At 66.2% G+C, this 22,779-nt stretch carries 26 protein-coding genes; 11 read left to right on the top strand and 15 right to left on the bottom strand.

Translation table 11 applies throughout. The annotated features are described in order from the left end of the window. Window positions 1-65: 65 nt before the first annotated feature. From QHC78_RS07515 to QHC78_RS07490, 6 genes are all read right to left on the bottom strand, one after another. Window positions 66-1,022, bottom strand: coding sequence for a LysR family transcriptional regulator (locus tag QHC78_RS07515; RefSeq protein WP_319743255.1), 957 nt, complete (start codon window positions 1,020-1,022; stop codon window positions 66-68). Window positions 1,023-1,116: 94 nt separating this feature from the next. Beyond that, the gene (locus QHC78_RS07510; protein WP_319743480.1) at window positions 1,117-1,671 is read right to left on the bottom strand and encodes a response regulator transcription factor; all 555 of its coding nucleotides are present in this window, start codon (window positions 1,669-1,671) and stop codon (window positions 1,117-1,119) included. After that, the gene (locus tag QHC78_RS07505; RefSeq protein ID WP_319743254.1) at window positions 1,671-2,870 is read right to left on the bottom strand and encodes an ATP-binding protein; all 1,200 of its coding nucleotides are present in this window, start codon (window positions 2,868-2,870) and stop codon (window positions 1,671-1,673) included. The genes QHC78_RS07510 and QHC78_RS07505 overlap by 1 nt, the downstream gene beginning before the upstream one ends. Before the next feature lie 94 nt (window positions 2,871-2,964). Then, window positions 2,965-3,576, bottom strand: a complete 612-nt coding sequence (locus QHC78_RS07500; protein ID WP_319743253.1) for an HdeD family acid-resistance protein — start codon at window positions 3,574-3,576, stop codon at window positions 2,965-2,967. A gap of 46 nt (window positions 3,577-3,622) precedes the next feature. Continuing rightward, window positions 3,623-4,090: an NUDIX hydrolase gene (locus QHC78_RS07495; RefSeq protein WP_319743252.1), complete on the bottom strand. Its 468-nt coding sequence runs from the start codon at window positions 4,088-4,090 to the stop codon at window positions 3,623-3,625. A 2-nt stretch (window positions 4,091-4,092) separates the two neighbouring features. After that, window positions 4,093-5,319: an MFS transporter gene (locus QHC78_RS07490; RefSeq protein WP_319743251.1), complete on the bottom strand. Its 1,227-nt coding sequence runs from the start codon at window positions 5,317-5,319 to the stop codon at window positions 4,093-4,095. A gap of 171 nt (window positions 5,320-5,490) precedes the next feature. Here QHC78_RS07490 and arsC point away from each other — a divergent pair, with 171 nt between their 5' ends. Next, window positions 5,491-5,850 (top strand): arsenate reductase (glutaredoxin), encoded by a 360-nt coding sequence (gene arsC / locus QHC78_RS07485; RefSeq protein WP_319743250.1) that lies wholly within the window; start codon window positions 5,491-5,493, stop codon window positions 5,848-5,850. A gap of 62 nt (window positions 5,851-5,912) precedes the next feature. Here the strand turns inward: arsC and QHC78_RS07480 are convergent, their stop codons facing one another. After that, the gene (locus QHC78_RS07480) at window positions 5,913-6,332 is read right to left on the bottom strand and encodes an Lrp/AsnC family transcriptional regulator (RefSeq protein ID WP_319743249.1); all 420 of its coding nucleotides are present in this window, start codon (window positions 6,330-6,332) and stop codon (window positions 5,913-5,915) included. A 164-nt stretch (window positions 6,333-6,496) separates the two neighbouring features. Here QHC78_RS07480 and QHC78_RS07475 point away from each other — a divergent pair, with 164 nt between their 5' ends. Both QHC78_RS07475 and ocd read left to right on the top strand, forming a co-directional pair. Then, window positions 6,497-7,396 carry a dimethylarginine dimethylaminohydrolase family protein gene (locus tag QHC78_RS07475; RefSeq protein ID WP_319743248.1) on the top strand — a complete coding sequence of 300 codons (900 nt, stop codon included), beginning with the start codon at window positions 6,497-6,499 and terminating at the stop codon, window positions 7,394-7,396. A 9-nt stretch (window positions 7,397-7,405) separates the two neighbouring features. Continuing rightward, on the top strand, window positions 7,406-8,458 hold the full coding sequence (gene ocd / locus QHC78_RS07470) for an ornithine cyclodeaminase (RefSeq protein WP_319743247.1): 1,053 nt from the start codon (window positions 7,406-7,408) through the stop codon (window positions 8,456-8,458). On the opposite strand, the gene QHC78_RS07465 is transcribed toward ocd, so the two are convergent. The 3 genes from QHC78_RS07465 to alkB all read right to left on the bottom strand — a co-directional run bounded on the left by QHC78_RS07465 (window position 8,448) and on the right by alkB (window position 10,912). Further along, window positions 8,448-9,620 (bottom strand): putative sulfate/molybdate transporter, encoded by a 1,173-nt coding sequence (locus QHC78_RS07465; protein ID WP_319743246.1) that lies wholly within the window; start codon window positions 9,618-9,620, stop codon window positions 8,448-8,450. The two genes, ocd and QHC78_RS07465, sit on opposite strands and share 11 nt — an antisense overlap. A gap of 75 nt (window positions 9,621-9,695) precedes the next feature. Continuing rightward, window positions 9,696-10,136, bottom strand: coding sequence for an SRPBCC family protein (locus tag QHC78_RS07460; RefSeq protein ID WP_319743245.1), 441 nt, complete (start codon window positions 10,134-10,136; stop codon window positions 9,696-9,698). A gap of 125 nt (window positions 10,137-10,261) precedes the next feature. After that, window positions 10,262-10,912, bottom strand: a complete 651-nt coding sequence (alkB, locus tag QHC78_RS07455) for a DNA oxidative demethylase AlkB (protein WP_319743244.1) — start codon at window positions 10,910-10,912, stop codon at window positions 10,262-10,264. 126 nt (window positions 10,913-11,038) lie between these two features. Here alkB and dkgB point away from each other — a divergent pair, with 126 nt between their 5' ends. Both dkgB and QHC78_RS07445 read left to right on the top strand, forming a co-directional pair. Further along, window positions 11,039-11,848 (top strand): 2,5-didehydrogluconate reductase DkgB, encoded by an 810-nt coding sequence (gene dkgB, locus QHC78_RS07450; RefSeq protein WP_319743243.1) that lies wholly within the window; start codon window positions 11,039-11,041, stop codon window positions 11,846-11,848. 176 nt (window positions 11,849-12,024) lie between these two features. Continuing rightward, on the top strand, window positions 12,025-14,037 hold the full coding sequence (locus QHC78_RS07445; protein WP_319743242.1) for a protein-L-isoaspartate(D-aspartate) O-methyltransferase: 2,013 nt from the start codon (window positions 12,025-12,027) through the stop codon (window positions 14,035-14,037). A gap of 25 nt (window positions 14,038-14,062) precedes the next feature. On the opposite strand, the gene QHC78_RS07440 is transcribed toward QHC78_RS07445, so the two are convergent. The 4 genes from QHC78_RS07440 to QHC78_RS07425 form a co-directional block, all read right to left on the bottom strand. Further along, on the bottom strand, window positions 14,063-15,103 hold the full coding sequence (locus QHC78_RS07440; RefSeq protein WP_319743241.1) for an NAD(P)H-dependent flavin oxidoreductase: 1,041 nt from the start codon (window positions 15,101-15,103) through the stop codon (window positions 14,063-14,065). Then, window positions 15,100-15,543, bottom strand: a complete 444-nt coding sequence (locus QHC78_RS07435) for an RrF2 family transcriptional regulator (RefSeq protein ID WP_319743240.1) — start codon at window positions 15,541-15,543, stop codon at window positions 15,100-15,102. The genes QHC78_RS07440 and QHC78_RS07435 overlap by 4 nt, the downstream gene beginning before the upstream one ends. Further along, a complete protein-coding gene (locus QHC78_RS07430) occupies window positions 15,534-15,938 on the bottom strand; it encodes a group III truncated hemoglobin (RefSeq protein ID WP_319743239.1) in 405 nt (134 codons plus the stop codon). Before QHC78_RS07430 ends, QHC78_RS07435 begins: the two co-directional genes overlap by 10 nt. A gap of 139 nt (window positions 15,939-16,077) precedes the next feature. Then, window positions 16,078-16,452, bottom strand: a complete 375-nt coding sequence (locus QHC78_RS07425; RefSeq protein ID WP_319743238.1) for a COG4315 family predicted lipoprotein — start codon at window positions 16,450-16,452, stop codon at window positions 16,078-16,080. Window positions 16,453-16,635: 183 nt separating this feature from the next. Here QHC78_RS07425 and QHC78_RS07420 point away from each other — a divergent pair, with 183 nt between their 5' ends. From QHC78_RS07420 to QHC78_RS07405, 4 genes are all read left to right on the top strand, one after another. Continuing rightward, entirely contained in the window at window positions 16,636-16,947 is a 312-nt protein-coding gene (locus QHC78_RS07420) for a hypothetical protein (protein WP_319743237.1), read from the top strand. A gap of 109 nt (window positions 16,948-17,056) precedes the next feature. After that, complete coding sequence (locus tag QHC78_RS07415) at window positions 17,057-17,803, top strand: glutamine amidotransferase (RefSeq protein ID WP_319743236.1); 747 nt, start codon at window positions 17,057-17,059, stop codon at window positions 17,801-17,803. Window positions 17,804-17,850: 47 nt separating this feature from the next. Beyond that, window positions 17,851-19,146, top strand: coding sequence for a lytic murein transglycosylase (locus QHC78_RS07410; RefSeq protein ID WP_319743235.1), 1,296 nt, complete (start codon window positions 17,851-17,853; stop codon window positions 19,144-19,146). Next, a complete protein-coding gene (locus tag QHC78_RS07405; protein ID WP_319743234.1) occupies window positions 19,130-19,855 on the top strand; it encodes an ROK family protein in 726 nt (241 codons plus the stop codon). The genes QHC78_RS07410 and QHC78_RS07405 overlap by 17 nt, the downstream gene beginning before the upstream one ends. 23 nt (window positions 19,856-19,878) lie before the next feature. On the opposite strand, the gene QHC78_RS07400 is transcribed toward QHC78_RS07405, so the two are convergent. After that, the gene (locus QHC78_RS07400; protein ID WP_319743233.1) at window positions 19,879-20,214 is read right to left on the bottom strand and encodes a thioredoxin family protein; all 336 of its coding nucleotides are present in this window, start codon (window positions 20,212-20,214) and stop codon (window positions 19,879-19,881) included. Between the two features lie 78 nt (window positions 20,215-20,292). On the opposite strand from QHC78_RS07400, the gene QHC78_RS07395 reads away from it, so the two are divergent. Both QHC78_RS07395 and QHC78_RS07390 read left to right on the top strand, forming a co-directional pair. Then, window positions 20,293-20,901, top strand: coding sequence for a DNA-3-methyladenine glycosylase I (locus QHC78_RS07395; RefSeq protein ID WP_319743479.1), 609 nt, complete (start codon window positions 20,293-20,295; stop codon window positions 20,899-20,901). 234 nt (window positions 20,902-21,135) lie between these two features. Then, entirely contained in the window at window positions 21,136-22,776 is a 1,641-nt protein-coding gene (locus QHC78_RS07390; protein ID WP_319743232.1) for a phosphoethanolamine transferase, read from the top strand. Window positions 22,777-22,779: the final 3 nt, after the last annotated feature.

Raw genomic sequence — 22,779 nt, 5'->3', positions numbered from 1 at the left:
TTTGCGATTGTAGACACGCGAAGTATGGGATTGCCGCCGACCTGCAACAAATACCATTTCTTCGGTCAAGGTATAGGTTCTTCCCTATGCCTGTCTACGCGAGGAAGGCGTCCCCGGAGCGCACGAGCGTCGATTAACGCCGCCACGGTATCGTGCAGGCACTGGCGCGTTGCTTCCGCCGCCGGCGTGAGCGGCGTACCGCTGGGCCAGGCGACGGATTGGATGCGGTGGAGCACGGGTTCGACGATCTCCAGGGCGCGCACGCCGTTGCGCAAGCTGGTGGCTGCGAAGGCATTGCTCGGCAAGATAGCTTGGGCGAGCCCGCTTTGCACCAGGGCCCGCGTCAGTTCCGCATCGTTGATCTCGTAGCGCACGTTCAGGGTGCGCTTGCGCGCATCGGCCACGCGCTCGATGAGCTTGCGCTGGTCGTGCTGCCGGTCGGTGGCGACCAGGGGGCGATCGCCGATGTCATCGAACCGTATCTGCCTCAGCTGCGGGGGAAAGCTGCCGCTGGCGCCGAACAGGCAGAACCGTTCCTCGTAGACCGGTTCGCTCAGCAGGCTGGGCAGCTCGAACGCGTTGGGCATCAGCGCCAGATCGACGCTGCGGGTTTGGACCAACTGCAGCATCTGGTGCGACAGGCCGGTCAGCACCGACACCCGCACGTCCGGATAGCGAGCCTCCATCGCGCGGTACAGCGGCGCGATGACCAGTGCGGCGATCGAACCGTCCATCGCCAGTCGCACTTCCCCCCGGGGCAGGCCGGTGGCCGCCGCGACGTCGTCTGGCAGGTGATCGAGCTGGCGCAGGATCGAGCAGGCCCGGTCGAACAGCCGCTGCCCGGCGGGCGTGAGCGTGACCCCTCGGGCGTGCCGTTCGAGCAGCGGCACTCCGAGCTCGTCCTCGATCGCGGCCATGTGCTGGCTCAAGGAGGGCTGGGCGACATGCAGCACCGCCGCGGCCTGGCTGATATTGCCGGCCCGGGCGATGGCGACGAAATAGCGCAACTGGCGGGGCGTCACGGGCAGTCCATGCAAACGATGGTGGGGGCCCGCATTATGACCGCATCCCGGAGAGGTATTCAGTAGAACTTATACCAGTGCCTGCGCGCCGGAATTATTCCACCTCCGGTCCGCGTTCGGGGCCGGGCCGCTTGGCCAGTTTGCGCTGTAGCGAACGGCGGTGCATGTTCAGCAGGCGGGCGGCGGCGGAGACATTGCCCCCCGTCTCGTGCAAAGCCTGCTGGATATGCTCCCATTCGAGCCGGTGCAACGGAATCATGGTGGATTCCACGGTGACGGCTTCTGCTTTTTCCAGCCCCAGGGCCCGCAGAATCATGTCGGCGGTGGCGGGCTTGGGCAGATAGTCGTCGGCGCCGCGCTTGATGGCGTCCACGGCGGTTGCCACGCTGGCATAGCCGGTGACCAGCAGGATGCGCATGTCGGCTCGCAGCGCGCGCAGCGGCTTGATCAGCGTCAGGCCGGAGTCGTCGCTGCTGAGCTTGAGGTCGATCAGCGCGAAGCCGGGCCGGATCTCGTCGGCGATCCGCAGCGCCTCGGCGATGGTAGTGGCGGTGCGGGTTTCCAGGCCGCGGCGGGCCAGGCTGCGTTGCAGCGTGCGCAAGTAGAGTTCGTCGTCGTCGACCAGCAGTCCGGTATCCAAGGCAGTCATCATGAAGTCACGGTAGTTTCCACGGGCAGTTGGAACTGGATGCGAACGCCTCCTCCCTCGGCTGCCGTCATGGTCATTTCGCCGCCTAGCCGTTCGACCGTGGCGTGCGACAGCGCGAGCCCGACGCCCAGGCCTCCAGGCTTGGCGCTACGGAAGAGCGTGGCCGGCAGCAAGGGCTGGTCGGGATTGAAGCCGCGGCCGTAGTCGCGTACCACGCCGCGCACCATGCCGCCTTTGCATTCCAGATGCAGGTCTACCTGCGGGGCCCCCGCCTGGACGCCGGCGTCGGCCGCATTATTCAACAAAGCTTGCAGTAGATGGGCGACCGAGGGCTCGACACGCAAGCCGCGCGGCAATACCCCCGTGCGATGCAACTCGACCGTGGGGCGCACCAGTTTCCACTGTTCCACCACACGTTCCAGTTCCACTTCCGTTGGGACAGCGAGATTGCGGACGCGTTCCCGGCACAGCGCCAGCAGTTCGGTGAGCATCTCGGTATCGGCCCGCAAGTCGTCGGTCTGGGCCTGGGCCGCGATTTCGTCCGCCAGCAGCGTCATGGTTGCCAACGGCGTGTTCAGCTCATGCGCCATCGAGGCGGCATGCGTTGCCAGGGCGACGATGCCCTCGTTGCGCGCGAAGCGCTCGCGCAGGTCGGCCAGTTCCCGTTCCCGGTTGCGCAAGTCCGCGGCCAGGCGGGTGGAGAAAATCAGGATCACCACGACGGAGATCAGGAAGCTGGCCGCGATGCCCCACAACAGCAGCTCGTAGGCATCGCCCGGTGCACGCAGGGGGCGGCCGAAAGACGCTGCGGCCGCATAGCCAATTACCCCCGCACCCGCGGTGGCATACGCCCATTGACGCGGCAGCGCCATCGCGGCCAGCGCGATCAGGACCAGGAACAGCAGGCCGAACGGGTTCGTGATGCCGCCGCTCCAGGCCACCATCCAGGCCAGCACCACGATGTCCACCAGCATGTGGGCGAAGGCGGTGGCGTGTGAAGGCTCTTCCCCCGTCCGCAGCCGCCATCCCGCGTACACATTGAAAATGATGAGGGTGGCGACGCCGCTCCAGAGCATGGTCAGGGGCAGGTCCACGCCCAGGGGGCCGCTGGCGATGAGGATGGTCGCGGCCTGGCCGCCTATGGCCAGCCAGCGCAAGCTCGAGAGGGTGCGCAGGAAAGAGGTTTCGGTACGGCTCATACGATAGGAGAATGGGCCGGCGCGGGACGCCGGCAGGCTCCATTATGACCCGTACGCCAGGCACGCGCCCGCACAGGCCTGGCCGGGGGAGCCGTCAGGCGCGTCGCGGGGACGGGGCGATGGGGCGCCCCTTGCGCAGCGCCAGGCCAAGCAAGACCAGCGTAATGCCCTGGAAGAGCAGGTCGAAGGCCAGCAGCAGTCCCAATATCCAGAGGCTGTTGGCCGGCCATCCGATGGCGATCAGCACCCCGGCGAGCAGGGTAATCGCGCCCGATAAGGCCAGCCATCCCCAGCCATGCTGGCTGCGGTGCTGGAACCAGATCCAGAGCCGCAGCGCGCCGGCCGCGATCAGGAAGGCGCCCAGCAGCAGCGTCAGTACGGCCGCCCCCGCAATCGGATTGTAGAGAGCAAGGCCGCCCGCCACCCCATAGAGCACGCCGCTCAGCGTCCATAGCAGGAAACCGCGCCAGTTCTTGACACGCCAGGCCTGGATCAACTGCCCGATACCAGCCACCAGCATCATGACTCCGACGAACAAGACGCTGGCGACTGTTGCGGCAATGACATAGATGCCGGCGGCAAGACCCAGAAGCAGCAGCAAGATACCCAGGCCCACGAACCAGCCCCAGTGCGCGCCCAAGGCTTTCAGCGTCTCCGGCCACGATAGGCCGCCCGGCGCGGCAGGAGTGTTCGGCGTTCGTACCATCGTGCGCCTCCATGGAGGTTCAGGTCGAAGGTAATGAAAACACGCCTTATCGGGCGGTGGACAGCAAATCTTGTAACCGGTCGATGAAGGCGCGCTGCGCATCGATGAGTTTTTCGCGCGCGGCGGCGAGGCTGAACCAGCCGGCGCGATCGACTTCGGGGTAGCTTTGCACGCGGCCGCTGCGCGGCGGCCATTCCAGTTCAAAGGTGTTGCTGCGCAGTTGAGCGGGGTCGAAGTCGCCCCGCAGGGCAAAGGCCACGACTTCCTTGCCCGACCGCTGGCGCACGCTGCCCAGCGGCTCGAGCGTGCCCGCCGGCACGCTGCCCAATTCTTCGCGGAATTCCCGCAGCGCTGCGGCGGCGGGGTCTTCGCCGGCCTCGACCAAGCCCTTGGGGAGGGTCCAGGCACCGGTGTCCTTGCGTTGCCAGAACGGTCCGCCGGGGTGGGCGAGCAGCACTTCCCATTCGCCTGAGCCGGGGCGGTACAGCAGGATGCCGGCGCTCAGCACTGCCATGGCTACGACAGTCGGCCGGCGGGCGCCGCGGCGGCTCGAGCGCGACGCATATCGGCGTACGACAAGCCAAAAATGGCCAGTCCGCCCAGCGCAAGGAGCAGTCCTACCCAGCCGGTGGACGCCCATCCCAGTCCGGCCGAAATGGTCACGCCGCCCAGCCAGGCGCCCAGCGCGTTGGCGAGATTGAAGGCCGAGTGATTGAGCGCGGCAGCCAGTGTCTGGGCGTCGCCCGCGACATCCATCAGCCGGATCTGCAAGGCCGGGCCGATCGCGACAATGGTTCCCACCAGAAAGACATTGAATGAACCCAGCCAGATGCTGGAGGCGGTCAGGCAGAACAAGCCGAGCACCACGCCCGACCAGACCAGCAAGCCGCAGATCGTTCGCATCAGGGCGCGGTCGGCCAGCCGCGAGCCCAGGAGGTTGCCGGCCACCATGCCGAGGCCGAACAATGCCAGGACGAAGGGCACGGCGTGTACCGGCAGGCCGGCCAGTTCCATGAGCGTGGGCTTGATATAGCTGAAGACCGCGAACATGCCGCCGAAACCGATCGCGCCTATACCCAGCGTGAGCCAAACCTGCTTGCGGCGCAGCGCACCGAGTTCGCGCCAGGGACTTGCGCCTTCGCTGGCGGGGATGTCGGGAATCCACCGCCAGACGAGCAGCGCGGCCATTACGCCGATGACCCCTACCAGGGTGAAGGCGGCTCGCCATCCCAGCCACTGCCCGAGTCCGGCCGCCAGCGGGACGCCGATCAGGGTCGCTACCGTCAACCCCAGCATGACGTAGCCCACCGCCCGCGCGCGTTGCCCGCCGGGAGCTAGATAGGCGGCTACCAGGGCCGCGACGCCGAAGTACGTGCCATGCGGCAGGCCCGTCATCAGGCGCATCAGGATCATCGACAGGTATCCCGGTGCCATCGCGCTGGCAAAGTTGCCGAGGGCGAAAAAGGCCATCAGGGCAACGAGCAGGGCGCGGCGCGGCATGCGCGCACTCAGCACCGCGAGGACGGGGGCGCCTACCACCACGCCCAGCGCATAGGCGCTGATCAGGTGGCCCGCTTCGGGAATGGAAATGGCGAGATCCTGGGCGGCGTCGGGCAAAAGCCCCATGATGACGAACTCGCCGGTTCCAATGCCGAAACCGCCCAGTCCCAGCGCCGCGAGCGCTTTGGCGAACGAAGGAGGCGGGGCGGAGGAGGTCGGGTTTTGCAGGCTAGGGGTATTCATCAAGAAGCACGGTGGGCCGCGGCGGCCGGCGGCAATGTCGATAGCTTATCAGCACCAGGTTGCAGTGCACAAAACAGCTCGCCGGCCGTCATGAGGCTGACCGGCTATGATTCCGGAGCGGCAGGCGGCCCGAGAGCCGCGCGTTGCCGATTCTTCGTTTGAGGCTATGCAATGAGCGACATCACGATCTATCACAACCCGGCATGCGGCACCTCGCGCAAGGTGCTGGCTTTGCTGCAGGAGCGTGGCTACACCCCCACGGTCATTGAATACTTGAAGACGCCGCCCAGCCGGGAGACCCTCAAGGCGCTGATCGAGGCGATGGGATTGCCGGTGCGCGAAGCGATGCGGGTCAAGGGTTCGCCGTATGAGGAGTTGGGGTTGGGTGATCCCAAATGGAGCGACGAGGAACTGATCGATTTCATGCTGCAGCACCCCATCCTGATCAACCGGCCCATAGTCGTGACGCCGCGCGGCACGCGTCTTTGCCGGCCGATGGAAACCGTGCTGGAGATACTCCCCCAACAGTGAGACGTCCTGCCGCCTGAACGCGTGTAAGGGCGAAGCGAGGCGTCTTGGGACATGAACGGCGCTCAGACGTAGGTGGAAAGCAGGATGTTGGTCTCGGTGTTGGCAATACCGGGAATCAGCCGTATCCGCTCGAGGGCCCGGTCGAATGCTTCGAGGTCCTCGGCCAGCAGTTCGGCCATGATGTCCCAGCGGCCGTTGGTCGTGTGCAAGGCCTGGACGGCCGGGTCGCCGCGCAGGCTCTGCAATACCCGGCGCGCGGTATTGCCTTCGATTTCTATGCTCATCCAGGCCCGGATGCCGCGCGGCTGGGCGTCGGGGCGCAAGCGCGCCGTGTAGCCGACGATGATGCCCTGTTCTTCAAGCCGCGCCATGCGGTTCTGGACGGTTCCGCGCGACACCTTGAGCTTGTGGGCCAGCGCGGAGACCGGCGTGCGGGCGTTGTCGCGCAGCAGGGCAATCAATCGGTGGTCGATATCGTCCATGACGCTCCCCCGCGGCGGGCGGTGTCAAAACGATAGCAGAGTCTGGCGTTCTGGCAATCCACCGCCGGAAGTGCGCAGTTTTTGCTCTACAGGTTGGCGCTGCGTGCGCGCAGAATGGCGCTGCGGTCGAGGAGACCGCAACGACAGCCGAAGAAGGAGGCCGCGTGAGCACCCAAGCCAGGATCCTGATGGTCGAACCGACCCATTTCGATGTCAGCTATCGCATCAACCCATGGATGAAGCCCGATCTGTGGGCGAAGGAGCCGGGGCGCCTGGCTGCGGCCGCGCGCCGCGCGTCCGAGGTATTGCACCAGGCGCTGGTTGGCGCCGGCTGCCAAGTGATTGTCGGCGCAGCGACTCCGGGGCTGCCGGACATGGTCTTTCCGGCCAACGCCGCCATCGTGCTTGACGGCAGGGCGCTGCTCGCGCGCTTCCGCTATCCCCAGCGCCAGGGCGAAGAGGCGGCGTTCCTGACACTGTTCGAGGGCTTGTGCGAGCGGGGGCTATTGACGGAGGTCGCCCAATTGCCTCCGGGGTGCTACCAGGAGGGCGCGGGTGATGCCATATGGGATGGCAATCGCCAATGGTTCTGGGCGGCCTATGGGCCGCGATCATCCGAAGCGTCGCTGGCCCGGATCGGGGAGTTCTTTGGCCGGGAGGTCGTGCCGATGGAGCTGGTGTCGGACCGTTGCTATCACCTGGACGTCTGTTTCTGTCCCCTATCCGGAGGCGAGATCCTGTATTTTGCGCCGGCCTTGACGGCGCAGGCGCTGCGCACATTGCGCGAGCGGGTTCCTTCAGAGATGCTCATCCAGGCGACCGAAGAAGATCTGGCGCGCTTCAGCGTCAATGCGGTCAATGTCGGCAGGAACGTCATCATGGCTACGCCCACCGACCGCTTGCGTTCCGTGCTGGCGGAGCGCGGGTACATGGTCACGCCGGTCGATTTGTCGCCGTTCATGATGTCGGGCGGCGGCGCTTACTGCATGACCTTGAGGCTGGACAGGACCAGTGCAGGCGAAACCGCCGGCCATGCCCGCGAACCGGAGACCGCTCTGGCCTGAGGAGGCCGCATGAACACGCGCTACCTGGACTCGGCTGCGGTGGCCGCGCTGGTGAACCGGCGCGGCGTCATCCGCTTCATCGACGAGCTGGCCGGATACATCCGCGACGATTACCTGCGTTGGCCGGAGTTCGAAAAGTGCGCCCGCACCGCGCACCATTCGAGCATGGGCGTGATCGAGCTGATGCCGGTGTCCGATGGCCGGCACTACGCTTTCAAATATGTGAACGGCCATCCCGGCAACGCATTGAGGGGCCTGCCCACGGTCTTGGCCTTCGGTGTCCTGGCCGACGTCTCGACCGGCTATCCCTTGATGCTGGCCGACATGACCTTGGCGACGGCGCTGCGGACGGCGGCGACGTCGGCGCTGGCGGCCAGAGCCATGGCGCGCCCCGGTTCCCGTTGCATGGCCTTGATCGGTAATGGCGCACAAAGCGAGTTCCAGGCGCTGGCGTTTCACACTATGCTGGGCATCGATGAAATCCGGGCCTACGATGTCGACCGACACGCCACCCGCAAGTTGGCGGCGAATCTTGCGGGGGTCGCCGGTTTGCGGATCATGCCGGCGGAGTCGGCCGCGGCGGCCGTGAAGGGTGCGGACGTGGTGACCACCGTCACTGCAGACAAGCGCAGAGCCGTCATCGTGCGGCCCGAGTGGGTGGAGGCTGGCATGCATGTGAACGCGGTGGGCGGCGATTGCCCGGGCAAGACGGAACTGCACCCGGCCATTCTGCGTCGTGCGCGCATCGTCGTCGAGTATGAGGCGCAAACACGCACCGAGGGCGAGATCCAGCAGCTGGGTGCCCAGGCGCCGGTGGTTGCGCTGTGGCAGGTATTGTCCGGCGCGAAGGCGGGCCGGGAGGGACCCGAAGAGGTGACCGTGTTCGATTCGGTCGGCTTCGCGCTGGAGGATTTTTCCACGCTGCGCTATTTGTTCGATCTGGCGCAAGCCGGCAACGTGGCCATGCCGTTGCGGCTGGTGCCTGAGCTGGCCGACCCCAAGGACCTCTACGGGCTCCTGCACACAAAGCGCGGGGCAAGCCTGCTTGCGCTCATACCCTGATCCAGCCGCGCCTGGCCATCTGGTGGAGCGCGAGACCTAGCACGAACCCCGCCGCTACGTTCCACATGCACAGCGCGGCCGTCAGCAGGGCGATCAGGCGCTGGTTGCGATCGGTAGGCAGAATGCTGCTGCCCAACGCCAGTTGCGCGCCGGTCAGGAACAGGATGACGCCCAGGATGGGAAGCGGGAATAGCTGGAACAGCAGCTCGACCCCCGCGCTGAAAAACAAGGCCAGCACCAGAAGGATCACGCCCAGGATGACCAGCGCGCCGCCGGTACGGGCGCCGAACGCTACGTGTCCGGCCATGCCGCCGGCCCCGTGGCACATAGGGACGCCGCCCACTATCGAGCTGAAGATATTCATGATGCCCGTCGAGACCGCCAGCCCGTTTTCGGCGACGGGCCGCCCGGGAAACAGCCGGTTATTTTCCTCCTTGATGGCGATGACGGCGTTGCCCAGCGTCAGCGGCAACTGCGGCAGCGCCAGCAGGAAGACGCCCACCATCAGGTCGTTCCAGCTCACATTGGACAAGGCGAAACTCGGGGCTGGCAGACCCACCGGTGCCTGCGCCAGGCCATGCAGGAGATCGGGCTGGCGCCAGAGCCCTACGGCGGCACCGAAAGCCAGCAGCAGGAACATCGCGGGGAACGTGCGATTGGCCATCAGCACCAGGGTGCCGAGTCCCGCAATAGCCGCAATAGGCCAATCGGTCTGCATCATCTTCACGCCTTCGAGCATGAACCCGAAGCCCAGTCCCAGCATAATTCCCAGCACTACCGCAGGCGGGACGAAGCGCGTCAGCCGGGCCGCGAGACCGCTCAGGCCGAGGAACAGCCAAGCCACGCCCGTGGCCAGCGCTGCGGCATAAACGGCGCCGGGGGTGACGACGGCGGTCTGCGCAGCCTGCGTAACCGCGACGGCGCCGATAGCCTTCATGGGCTGGACCGGTACCGGTGTCTTGTAATGGAGGCCGCAGGCCAGCATGCACAGCCCGAAGGCGAACAACACGCCGAACGGATCGAGCTTGAGTACGCTTAGATAGGCGACGACGAACGGGATCAGCGTGCCGAGATCGCCGAATGCGCCGGCCCATTCCAGGCGATCGTAGCGGTTGCCTGCTGCCGCGTGCTGCGGCGCGGCGCCTCCGGCGGGTTTGTGCACCGGTCCCCCTTTTTTTCTGTGCAGTTGATGAGCGGATTGTCGGTCAGCCCCCCGGGGGTGTAAACACCGGCAGGGTCAGGCGCACGCTTCGGCGCGCAGCACGCGGCACATCGCATCGAGCATGCGCGCCCAGCCTTTGCGCGTGGGGCCGGCGGCGCCGGTGGATGCGTCCAACTGGTGTGTGACTTTTACCTTGCAGCCCGCATCGGTCGCCAGCAGGGCGACCGTGACGATGTCGGCATGCTGCGCGCCCGTCACGTTCCAGGTAAAGGCGAGGCAGTAGGGCCGGTCCACGATGAGGTACTGTCCCCAATGTCCTACCTCGCCATGCGTGCGCCGCTGCGTAATGAAGAACGATCCCCCTTCGTGCGCATCGATCTCCAGCCTCGTGAGCTCGCCCAGGCCAGGCCCGAACCAGCCCCGGATTTCCGCTGGGGAAATCCAGGCGTCGAACACCCGGTCGGCCGGGGTTGGGAAGTGGCGGATGGTCGGGACATCGATGGTACGAGCGCTCATGCGGAAAATTTTCTGGGCGGGCGGCGGCATGGGACGGGCGTTCGGTGCAAGAGGGAGGATTCGCAGCGTAGCGAATTTTGTGTACACCGTCCACAATATCCCGCTCCGGATGTCGGGATCATCGCTCAGCCGGCCTTGCGCAGCGTGAAGTTGATGCGCTGGGCACCCAGGGCCGGGTGGTGGCCGTCCCGCAGCGGCATGATGCCGTGATAGCGCAGCCGGTCGGCTCCTCCCCAGACCGCCACGTCGCCATGGAACAGCGGGAAGCGGGCGGGACGGTCGCCCCGTTGGTGTCCGCCGAACAGGAACACGGCCGGGATGCCCAGCGAGACGGACACGATAGGCGCGCCGAAGTCCTGTTCGTTGCGGTCCTGATGCAGCGTGAGGCGGGAGCCTGGCAAATAGCGATTGACCAGGCAGGCGTCCGGCACGAAGCCGGCAAACCCCGCGGCAGCGGCTGCGTGTGCCGCGAGCCGGGCGAACACATCCGGCATGGGCGGCCAAGTCCGTCCAGTCATCGGATCGAGCCGGGTGTACCGATAGCCGCGGCTGTCGCTGACCCACCCCCACTCGCCGCAATTGGTCAGGGCGACCGACATGGGACGGCCCCCGGGCGTGACCATATGGCGGAAAGGAGAGGCCGCTTCTACGCCCGCGAGCGCATGCAGCAGCTGCGGCAGTTCCGCAAGGGCGCCGCCGCGCAAGATAAAGGCTTGTTTGCCCATCGGCTCGACGCCGCCGGCGGGTCCGGTGTGTTCAAAGAGCTCCAGGTTCATCGCGAGCGGAGGGGGTAGGGGCTGGCAATATAGGGCTAGGGCGCCTAGGGCGCCGGCCTGTCCGATAATAATAGGCCTTGCCCGTCCCACGGGCGCATTTCGTGGCATTTGAACTAGCAAAGGAGCATGGTCATGGCTATTCCCGCTTTCGGCATCGGCACGTTCCGTCTCAAGAGCCAGGCGGTGATCGACTCCGTGCGGACCGCGCTGGAACTGGGCTATCGCGCCGTCGATACTGCACAGATCTACGACAACGAAGCCGAGGTCGGAGAGGCGCTCGCCTCCAGCGGCGTGCGGCGCGAGGAGGTATTCGTCACGACGAAGATATGGGTCGAGAATCTGGCTCGCGACCGCTTGCGTGCGAGCCTCGAGCAGAGTCTGGAGAAACTCCGCACCTCATATGTCGACTTGACGCTTATCCACTGGCCGCCGCCAGGCGGTGCCGTACCTGTGCCCGAGTTCATGGAGGCCTTGGCGCAATGCAAGGCAGCCGGCCTGACGAGGGAGATCGGCGTCTCGAACTTCACCATCGCGTTGATGCAGGAAGCGATCGACGCGGTAGGCGCGCGCGAGATCGCGACCAACCAGATCGAATTGCATCCGTATTTGCAGAACCGCAAAGTCGCGGCTTTCGCCCGCAGCCTCGGCATACGCATCACTTCCTACATGACGCTGGGCTACGGCAAGATTCCCGCCGACCCGGTCATCCAGGAGATTGCGAAAGCCCACGGCGTCGCGCCAGCGCAAGTGGCGCTTGCATGGGCCATGCAGCTCGGCTATGCCGTGATTCCTTCTTCTACCAAGCGCGAACATCTTGCCGCCAACCTGGAGGCTGCCGAGCTGCGGCTGACGCCCGACGAAATGGCCCGTATCGCAGCGTTGGATCGGGCAGAGCGTCTGGTGGACCCCGAGGGGCTGGCACCGGCCTGGGATTGAAGAGGTAATCGCAAGGAAGTGTTTCCACCCGCGGGCTTCCCTTGGAGCGGTGCCTGCGGCACTGGCGCCTCCAGCGGATGAGCCGCTAGCGAAGGTTGCATCTTTAACGGCGCGACATGCGGCCAAGCCGCGGCTGTTCCAAGCTGGTGTCGTCATGTCCGAGTATGGGAGCAGCCATGGCGGAACCGGATCCCGCAAGCCAGCGCGAGAGCATGGTGGCTTGGCAACTGGCCGGGCGCGGCATTACGGATCCTGCCGTGCTGGCGGCGATGCGGCGGGTGCCGCGGGAAAACTTCGTACCCGCTGCGTTGCAGGAGTTCGCCTACGAAGATGCGCCGTTGCCCATAGGCGGGGGGCAGACGATCTCGCAACCTTATGTTGTCGCACTGATGGCGGCCGAGGCGCGGCTGAGCCCGCAAGACCATGTGCTGGACATCGGGACCGGGTCCGGATATGCCGCGGCGGTCCTGGCGCAGATCGTGGCGCGGGTCGATACCGTGGAGCTCCGCCCCGAGTTGGCCGAGCAGGCCCGAGAACGCCTGGCGGACTATCCCAACGTAGACGTCCATATCGGCGACGGCACGCTGGGGTGGCCGGCGCGCGCTCCCTTCGATGCGATCCTTGCCGCGGCCGGTGGCCCCGAGGTGCCGGCGGCCTGGCGCGAGCAGCTGGCGCCGGGAGGCCGGCTCATCATGCCGGTGGGGGCGAGCCGGGACCGGCAACGATTGGTACGCGTGGTGCGCACCGCAGAAGGAGGGTTTAGTCAGGAAGACCTGGGCGGGGTGCGTTTCGTCCCGCTTATCGGCGTACAGGGTTGGCAAGGCGCCGACGAAGACCCGGCGCCGCCCGCGGACCCCCGACGCGCGTCCGGCAGCGCAGCCCCGCCGCGCGAAGCCCTGGGCGGGCGCATCCGCGCCGCGGCCGAACCTTTGAACGATCTGGAAGAGGCCGCCGCGAGCGGGGTTTTCGACCGCTGGAGCAAGCACCGTGTCGTCCTGTTGGGCGAGGCCAGCCACGGCACGTCGGAGTTCTACCAGGCACGCGCAGCCATTACCCGTCGCTTGATCGAGCACCATGGCTTTAACATCGTCGCTGTCGAAGCGGACTGGCCCGACGCGGCTGCCATAGACCGCTACGTGCGGCTGGGCGCGCACCGGCCCGACGCACCGTCGGCCTTCCGGCGCTTTCCGACCTGGATGTGGCGCAATACCGATGTCTACGCCTTCGTGGAATGGCTGCGTGCGCATAACGCGTCACGCGCAGAATCGGCGCGTGCCGGATTCTTCGGGCTCGATCTCTACAGCCTTTCCGACTCCATGGCCGCCGTGCTCGCTTACCTGGAGCGCGTGGATCCGCAGGCGGCGCGGGTCGCGCGCGAACGCTATGGGTGCCTGACCCCCTGGCAGAAGAATCCGGCCGTCTATGGACGGGCGGTCGTGAGCGACGCCTATCGCGGCTGCGAAGCCGAGGTCGTGGCGCAATTATCGGACTTGCTCGCCCGGCGCATGGAATATGCGCATACAGAGACGGCGGGCTATTTCGATGCCGCGCAGAATGCACGGCTGGTGGCGTCGGCCGAACGCTACTACCGTGCCATGTACTATGGTTCGGCCGAATCGTGGAACCTGCGCGACACCCACATGTTCGAGACCCTGGCCCAGTTGATCCAGGCGCATGGCCCAGGCGCCAAGGCCGTCGTCTGGGCCCACAATTCCCATATCGGCAATGCCGCCGCGACCGAGATGGGCCGTGTCCGGGGCGAGTTGAACATCGGCCAATTGTGCCGCGAACGCTATGGCGACGAGGCCGCGCTGGTCGGCATGGGAACGCATACCGGCACCGTGGCGGCGGCTCACGACTGGGGCGGGCCGATGGAGGTCATGGAGGTAGTGCCCTCCCGCGAGGATAGCTATGAATTCCTGTCCCACGCCAGCGGCATCCCGCGCTTTCTGCTGGATCTGCGCGCCCCACGCAACGAGGCGCTTGCGCGGGAACTGTCCGAACCGCGCCTGGAGCGCTACATCGGCGTGATTTATCGGCCCCAGACCGAGTTGATGAGCCACTACGCCGATGCGTCGCTGCCGGACCAGTTCGATGCCTGGCTATGGATGGACCGGACTCGGGCAGTGGAGCCGCTCGCGGCGACCTCCGGCACAGGCATGCCCGAGACGTACCCGTTCGGCGTCTGAGGCCAGCTCGCCGGGGCCGTGCCGCTCAGCGCCAAGCGGCGCCGAGGTCCCGGACGACGTCGGCAGCGGGGCGCTCGCGGCAGGCGCTCGGGTTCTGGCCGCACCAGAGCGGAGAAAAATCCCCCGATTCCTGGGCCTCGGCCTTGGCACGAAGCGGTGCGATCGCTGCCGTCGCCAGGGGAAAGGCCGGTGCGGCGTGCGAGATGGGACCCTGTTCGCGCATGAGCCGGTTGAGGATGCCGCGCGCAGGCCGGCCGGAAAACAGGTTGGTGAGCGCGGTGTGAGCGGCCGCGGGGCTCTTCAGCGCCGCCCGGTGGACCGTGCTGGTGGTCGCTTCCGGGCATAACAGGAACGCCGTGCCGGCCTGCACGCCGGCGGCGCCGAGCGCCTGTGCCGCCGACACCGTGCGCGCGTCGGCGATGCCGCCGGCTGCCACCACCGGTACGCGCACCGCGCGCACGATTTGGGGCAGCAGGGCGAAGGTACCCAGCTGCCCGTCCAGGTCTTCCGATAGGAACATGCCTCGGTGGCCGCCTGCCTCGTTGCCTTGCGCAATGATGACATCCGCGCCGTGGGCCTCCAGCCATTGTGCTTCGGCCACGGTCGTGGCGGAGGACATTACCTTGGCGCCCCAGGACTTTACGCGCGCCACCAGGTCGGCGGACGGAAGTCCGAAATGAAAGCTCACTACAGGGGGCTTGAACGGTGCTACTACGTCGGCGATGGCCGCCGTGAACGGCGCACGGCCGGGACCAGCCTGGACCGCATCGGGATCGATACCGAACTCGGCGTAATAGGGCGCCAACGCGCGGCGCCAGTCCGCTTCGCGCGCCGCGTCGGGCACAGGAGGCGTATGGCAGAAAAAGTTCACGTTGTAGGGGCGGCGGGTCGCGGCGCTCAGGGTTTCCAGTTCGGCGCGCAACGTGTCGGAGCCCAGCATGGCGCAAGGGAGGGAGCCCAGCCCGCCGGCATTGGAGACGGCAATGGCCAGGGCGCTGCCCTGCGAGCCCGCCATCGGCGCCTGGATGACCGGAGTATCGATACCGAGCAGTTCTTGCAGAGTCATGATGCAGCCTGACGAAGAAGGGGGAAGGAGGGTAGGGCGTCGCCGGCGGGCAGTAAATCGGCCAGCGTGTAGTGGTCCAGATGTTGCAGGAAGCGCTGCAGCGCGGCATCGAGAATGCCGGCCAGCCCGCAATGGCCGGTCAAGGCACAGGCTCCTCCCGGGCCATGGCACTCGACCAGATGGAAATCCGGCTCGAGTTCGCGAACGACCTGACCAAGACCGATCTCCTCCGGAGGCCGGGCGAGCCGCATGCCGCCTCCTTTGCCGCGCAGGGTTTGGAGATGCCCCAGTTGCCCCAGCCGATGGGTCACTTTCATCAAATGCGCTTCCGAAATGCCATATGCGCGGGCCACTTCGCCTATCGTACAGAGCCGATCGGGATGCCGGCCGACGTGCATCAGCAATCGCAACGCATAGTCGCTGTGCGCGGTCAGGCGCATGGCAGATCACGCGCGAGGCGGTCGGGATGGTGCTGGGTCTGGTATCCCAGCCACAAGCTCTGCGCAATGCGCCGGGCGAGGGTCTGGGCGCGTGCCGCCATTGCGTGGTTTTCCTGCTCTCGCGCAGTCTGCTCGAACAATTCCAGCCAGCGCAGGAACAGGGATTCGTCCAGGCCGGGAAGGGCGGCATGGCGCGACATGGGCGTTCCCGTATAGCGGCGCGTGCCCCGCAGCATGGACGACCAGAAGTCGGTCAGCGTCGCGAGATGGCGGTCCCAGTCGTCGACACGGGACTCGAAGATCGGGCCGAGCCGCTCGTCGCGACGGACGCGGGCGTAAAACGTCGCGACGAAGCGGGCGATCTCGTCTTCGGTACACAGGGCGGGGTCGAACATGGTAGCTGGCGGCGACATTAAGATATATTTCGGATATATCTTATCAGGAAGGCCTGCCCGGCGCAGCCGTGTGGACAGTCACCGCGCGCAAGACGCACGCGGTACGGTTTCGTGCGGGACAGCGGGGCAGATGGCGGGCCTAGGGGCGCGCCAAGCGCCATACGCCGTTGAAGCCGTCGCCCGTGCGGTCGCCCGGTACGCGGTCCTTGACCCAGAAGTAGAGCGGCTTGCCGCGATAAGCCCATTGCCGGCTGCCGTCCTGGCGATTGATGACCATCCAGTCGCCGCTGCGGGTTGCGTCCGCCGGAGCGGTCAGGGGAGGCCAGTTCTGCGCGCACATGCCGTTGCAGACGCTTTGTCCCACGGGATCCCGATCGAAGGTGTACAAGCTCATGCCATTGGGGGCGACCAGCGCGCCATCGCTGACTCTCGCGGGTTCCCGCACTGCCAGCGAGGAACAGCCCGCCGCAAGGAGCGCGCTGGCGCATGCGGCGTAAACCAAAGCTCGAACCATGATGCCTCCTGTGAAAGGTGCGCATCCAGTATGGTGGGTTTCGGTTCCATCCCGTGCAGCGGCGGCTGCCGCGCATTGTAAGAAATTGCAACGCCCGCATGGCCGATGTTTCCAAGAATGACGGGCAAGTTGGGGTGCCGGCCCATGAGCCATAATGAGGGCGTCCCAACAATCTCCAAGCTCATGAAAAGCGAGTCCACATTCGAATGGCTGGGCGCCATGCTGGGGGAGGCTATCCGCACCATTGTCGCGGCCCTCAAAAACGTGTTCGGCGGATTCGGCGAAGCGATCAGCGAGTTTTCGTCCGGACTGGCGGAGGCGTTGGGCATGAGTCCCACCCTGTTCAACTTCGCGCTGCTGGTGCTGGGACTGCTATTGCTCTATGCCGGCGTCAGGGCCTTGATCAGTCGTTCCTTCGTGGGCGCCATACTCTGGTTCATCCTCGCCGTGCTGCTCCTCGGAGGCCTGATCGGCGAGTCCGGGACCATGGCCTGATCCTCACGGCGCGGCAATCACGGCATTTCCGGGCGGCGCGCACTCACGTCGATTGCAGCCCAGCGGAAAATGCGGTGTGATGAAAGGCTTTGAATCCGAGGTGACGTGCATGCTTCCCATCCTCATCCTGCAGACAGGCGGCCCGCCGCATGCCATCGGAGCGCTTTATGGCGGCTTCGATCGCATGGTCAGCGAAGTCGCGGGGCTTAATCCCGCCCGCTTGGCTCGCGTGGCCGCCTACAAGGGAGAAATGCCGGAAGCGCCATCGCGTTACGCGGCCGCGCTCATTACCGGGTCGCGCGCCAATGTGACCGACCATGCGCCGTGGAGCGAAGCGTGTGCCGGCTGGGTCCGCGATGCGATGGATGCATCGCTGCCCATGTTCGGTATCTGCTATGGGCACCAGTTGATGAGTTACTCCCTGGGTGGACGCATCGATTACCTGGGCGATGGCCGCGAGTTGGGCACCCAGCAGGTAGAGTTGACCGACGAGGCGAAATCCGACCCGTTGCTGGCGGGCATCCCGGCCCTGTTCGCCGCGCACTTCATCCACGAGCAGACAGTGGCCGAGCCGCCGGCCGGAACGGTCGTGCTTGCGCGCAATGGCCGTGATCGCCACCAGATGCTTCGATACGGACCGCGAGCCGTGTCGGTGCAGTTCCATCCCGAGTTCACCGTGCCCGTCATGCGGGCCTATTTCGATGTCATGAAGACCGGCTTGGCCGAAGAGGGCCTGGACGTGCCCGCCTTGCGCGCGGCCGTTGCCGAAACGCCGGTCTCGCACGGGATCATGCGGCGGTTTTTCCAAGCGGCCGTGCGGGAGCCGCTCGCGCCGCCGGCAGGAGGCCAGGCTTGATACGGCGTTTACCACCACCCATCCTGGAACAGGAGACTGCGAGTCCTATGCGTGTTTTTCGTACGTCCCGGCGAGCGGCTCGGTTGTTGGCCGCTCTGGCCGCGAGCATGGTGCTGCAAACCGCCGGCGCCTCGGATGCGGACCTCGATGCCGGTGCCTGCCTGGCCAAGCTGCGTCCCGGCGCTGCCGCCAACGGCATCCAAGTTGCCGATTTCGATGCGTATACCCAGGGAGCGACGCTGCTGGCCTCGACCGTGGCCTCGGCCAAGGCCCAGCCAGAGGGCAGGGAAACCTGGTGGGACTATATCGCCAAGACCGTCGATGATGAGCGTGTGGCCGATGGCCGCAAATTGATGGCGGAAGAGTCATCGGCACTGGCCAGCATCGCAGAGCGCTATGAGGTGGACGGCGAGGTGCTGGTCGCCATTTTCGGGATCGAGACGAATTTCGGCAGGCAGCTGGGCAAGACGCGCGTGCTCGATGCCTGGCTTACCCGGGCCTGTACCGAGGGCAAGCCGCTGTGGGTCAAGAACGTGTATGCGTCGGTGCGCATCCTGCGCGACGGCATCGTGGCGCCCGAGACCTTCGTGGGGTCATGGAGCGGGGCGTTCGGCATGACGCAGTTCATTCCGACCTCTTTCTATGAGCTGGCGGCCGATGGCGACGGCGACGGCCGGATAGACCTGTATGGATCGCTGCCTGACGCCCTGGCCTCGACCGCCAGCCATTTGCGCAAGCGCCGGGCTCAGTGGACGCGTGGCTTGCTGCCGGTGATCGAGGTCAAGCTGCCGCCGGCGGTGGCCGCGGCAGTGCCGCCTGCGGAGGAGTTCGTCGGCGGCGACCGGCGGACGCTTGCGCAATGGGCCGAGCTGGGTGTTACACGCGTCGATGGCGGCAGGCCGGACCGGACGAGCGGCGGCGCGGCCGCGCCGGACTCGGCCGCCTATCTGTTCGCGCCTACCGGGGCCGGGGGACCGGTTTTCCTCGCCACGCGCAATTTCGATGCCATACTCAGCTACAACACCTCGCACAAGTATGCGCTGGCCGTCAGCCTGTTGATCGACCGGCTGCGCGGCGAACCGGCCCTGGCCACCCCTTGGCCGACCGACGATCCGGGACTGTCCCGCGCGGAAATACGTGAGGTCCAGGCCTTGCTGCTGGCGCGCGGCCACGACGTCGGAACCCCGGATGGGATCCCGGGCAGTCGCACCCGTGCGGCCGTAGCGGAAGAGCAGCGCCGCGCCGGCCTGGCCGAGGATGGGCGGGTGGGGCGCAAGATCCTGGAAGCACTGCGGCAGGGCGCGCTTCCGCCAGGAGGGCACACCAATGAGCGCGCCCACTGAGGCAGGTATCCTTGCGGTCGACATCGGCGGCAGCGGCCTGAAGGTTGCCGTCATCGACCGCGACGGCAACCGCATCAGCCAACGGCTGAGGGTACCGACGCCGCATCCTTGCCCGCCCGGCGTGTTGATCGACAAGGTGGCCGCCATGGCGGCCAAGCTGGAAGGCTATGACAGGATCTCCATCGGATTCCCCGGCGTCATACGCCAGCAACGCGTGTTGACGGCGGTCAATCTCGGCTCGGAGGCGTGGCTGGGCTTTCCGCTGGCCCAGGTCTTGGGCGACCGCCTGGGATGTCCGGCCCGGATGATCAACGATGCCGACATGCAAGGCTACGGCTTGATCGAGGGTCACGGCCTGGAATTCGTCATGACGCTGGGTACCGGCGTCGGCACGGCGTTGTTCATGGATGGCGAATTGATGCCGCACCTCGAACTGGCACATCATCCCATCGGACACGACATGACTTACGAGGAATACCTGGGTGACGCGGCGCTGGTCTCCGTGGGCAAGGAGCGCTGGAGCCAGCGGTTGCTCGAGGCCCTGCGCTTGATCGATGTGCTGCTCCGGCCGGACCACGTATTCCTGGGAGGCGGCAATGCCCGGACGATTGTCGTCGATCTGCCGCCGCATGTGAGCGTCGGTTCCAATGCCGCGGGCCTGACAGGCGGCGCCGCGCTGTGGCGCGACCGCGACGCCAGGCGCCGCTGACCGGCCATAGCGCGTCGCCCGGGCTAGGGCAGCTCCGCAGGATAACTGTCCAGCGCCAGCGAGACCTGGCGGCGGATGTCCCAATCGGCAAGCGTCGATTGGACTGCGCCGTAATAGACCCCGTTCTTGACCACGAACATGGATGGCAGGTGAAAGACCTCGTAGCGTTCGACCAGTCCGCGATTGCGCTCGGCGTCTATCCAGCAGAGGCGGACCACAGGCAGGCTCATGTCCGGCAGCTGCGCGCGTGCCAACCTGCAATTGGGGCAGGTGGCGCTGGTGAAGATCAGCAGGGAGGTGCCGGGGGCGTCAAGCAGGAAGCGGTCGGCGGTGCCGTCGTCGAGTTCGATCTGTTCCATGGACCAGGGGCGGCTGCCGGATAGCGGCACGCAAAGGTAATGGGCGACAATATATCGGATTTCCTCCCCCTTCACGCCATGCAAGCTGCCGAACTCGATAATCCGCCGCGCCGATGCTCCTGGGCCGGCAACGACGTCCTCTACGTTGCGTACCACGACCACGAATGGGGCCGTCCGCTGGACGGCGATTCGGCGTTGTTCGAGCGTATCAGCCTGGAGGGTTTCCAAGCCGGCCTCAGCTGGCTGACCATCCTGCGCAAGCGGCCTGCTTTCCGGCAGGCCTTCGCCGGCTTCGACATCGATGCGGTGGCCGCCTTCGGCGAACGCGACGTCGAACGCTTGCTGGGAGATGCCGGCATCGTCCGCCACCGCGGCAAGATCGAAGCAGTCGTCAACAACGCGCGCCGCGCGATCGAACTGCGCGCCAAGGAGGGCTCGCTCGCGGCGTTTCTCTGGAGTTACGAGCCCGCGGTACCCTATGCGGGGCCGCCCCGCGCCGAGTCGCCGGAGTCGCGGGCCTTGTCCAGAGAGTTGAAACGGCGGGGTTGGCGCTTTGTGGGGCCGACCACGATGTATTCACTGATGCAGGCGGTGGGCATGGTCAACGACCACGGACCGGATTGCATGTGTCACGCGGAAGTGGAAGCGCTGCGCAGCGGGTTTGCGCGTCCCCGGACGGCGCGCTGAAGGATGCGGGCGTAGCGCCGGAAGGGAATCGGCGGGGCTTCCGGGAGCACCGATCGCACCGGCTTCGACAAAAACGCGACAATCCCTCGACGTTTCTTCGATGGCACGCCAGGTAGCCTTGCCTCGGTTCGATCACCGGGGAGTACCCGCTTGTACACGGCGCTATCCCGCCGGGCTGCGGCAGCAGCCATTCGCGGTCCATCCGCATCAGGCTTCATCGGCCGATGGGGGGGGGTGCGCAGCACTCGCCTGTCGCTGCTGACGGCGACGGGGCTGGTCGCGTTCTACAACGTGCCGGTCTGGAAGGAAGTCCTGCGCCTGGTCCCGTGCACGAGCCTGGAAGCGGCGGCGTTCTACTTTTCGTTCGCGGTCCTGATGTGGTCGGCGTTTGCGTTGCTGCTGACGCTTTGTTCGTTCAGGCCGGTGTTCAAACCGTTGCTGACCCTGCTGTTTCCCGTATCCGCCGTGGTCGCGTACTTCATGGGCACGTATGGGGTGGCGATCGACAGCGTCATGGTCCAGAACCTGTTCGAGACAGACCTGCGCGAGGCGGGCGCTTTCGCCGGGCCCGGCCTGCTGGCCTATCTGGCGGTCCTGGGAGTCATGCCTGTGGTGCTGCTATGGACGGTGCGCATCGACTATACCGGGGGGATCAAGGGATTGCTCAGCCGGCTGATGGTGGCGGCGGCGTGCCTCGTGACCGGGGCGGCGATGCTGGCGGGATTCTACTCAACGTATGCGCCGCTGTTTCGCGAGCATCGCCAGGTCACGCAGATGATCAACCCGACGAACTACCTGTATGCGTTCGGCAAGTATGTCCGTCATCGCTGGGGGACGACGGCCCGCGTGGCGGCCGTGGCGCCGCTAGGCACGGACGCGCACCGGTCCCCGGTCGCCGCCCGTGCCCGCAAGGCGTTGGTGGTGTTCGTGCTGGGCGAGACTGCAAGGGCCGACCATTTCGGCTTGATCGGATACGGCCGCGATACCACGCCGGAGTTGTCCGGGCTCGGGGTGCTGGGCTACACCCGCGTCAGTTCGTGCGGTACCTCGACGGCGGTATCGGTGCCCTGCTTGTTCTCCGGTCTGGGGCGGGCGGGCTACACCGACGGTGCGGCCTGGAAGCGCGAAGGCCTGCTGGACGTATTGCAGCATGCCGGCATAGACGTGTACTGGCGCGAGAACAACAGCGACTGCAAAGGAACGTGCGTGAGGGTGGCCCACGACAGCGTCATGGACGATCCCGAGCGACCCTTTTGCGGTGCGCAGGGGTGCCTGGACGAGGCCTTGCTGGTCGGCCTGCAAGCCTATGTCGACGCGCATCCCGGCGATATCTTCATTGTGCTGCACACCATGGGCAGCCATGGTCCCGCTTACTACCAGCGGTATCCGCCGGCGTACGAGCGTTTCACGCCGGTCTGCCGTACCAACCGGTTGGATACGTGCACGCACGAATCGCTGGTCAACGCCTACGATAATACGATTGCCTACACCGACCACTTCCTGGCGCAGGTGGTGCTATGGCTGCAGCGGCAGGAGGCAACGCGCGACACCGCCATGGTGTACGTATCGGACCACGGCGAATCCCTGGGCGAAAACGGCATCTACCTGCATGCGGCGCCGTATGCATTCGCGCCGCGCGCGCAGACCCATGTGCCGATGCTGATATGGCTTGCGCAGGCGGCCGTGCGTGACTGGCGTCTCGACATGGCGTGCCTGGCTGCGGGCCGCGAGCAGGCCTACAGCCACGACAACCTGTTCCACACTTTTCTCGGGCTGTTCGACGTCCGGAGCGCCGTCTACCGGCAGGAGTTGGACGTTTTCGCACCTTGCCGGAAACCGCCCCCGGCATTGCAGGGCAGGAGCGGATCGTCCTAGAAC

The sequence above is a fragment of the Pigmentiphaga sp. genome, from assembly GCF_033795525.1.
Lineage (GTDB): Bacteria > Pseudomonadota > Gammaproteobacteria > Burkholderiales > Burkholderiaceae_B > Pigmentiphaga.
Note: the sequence above shows the minus strand (reverse complement) of the source record. Positions and strands in the feature narration are given on the sequence as shown.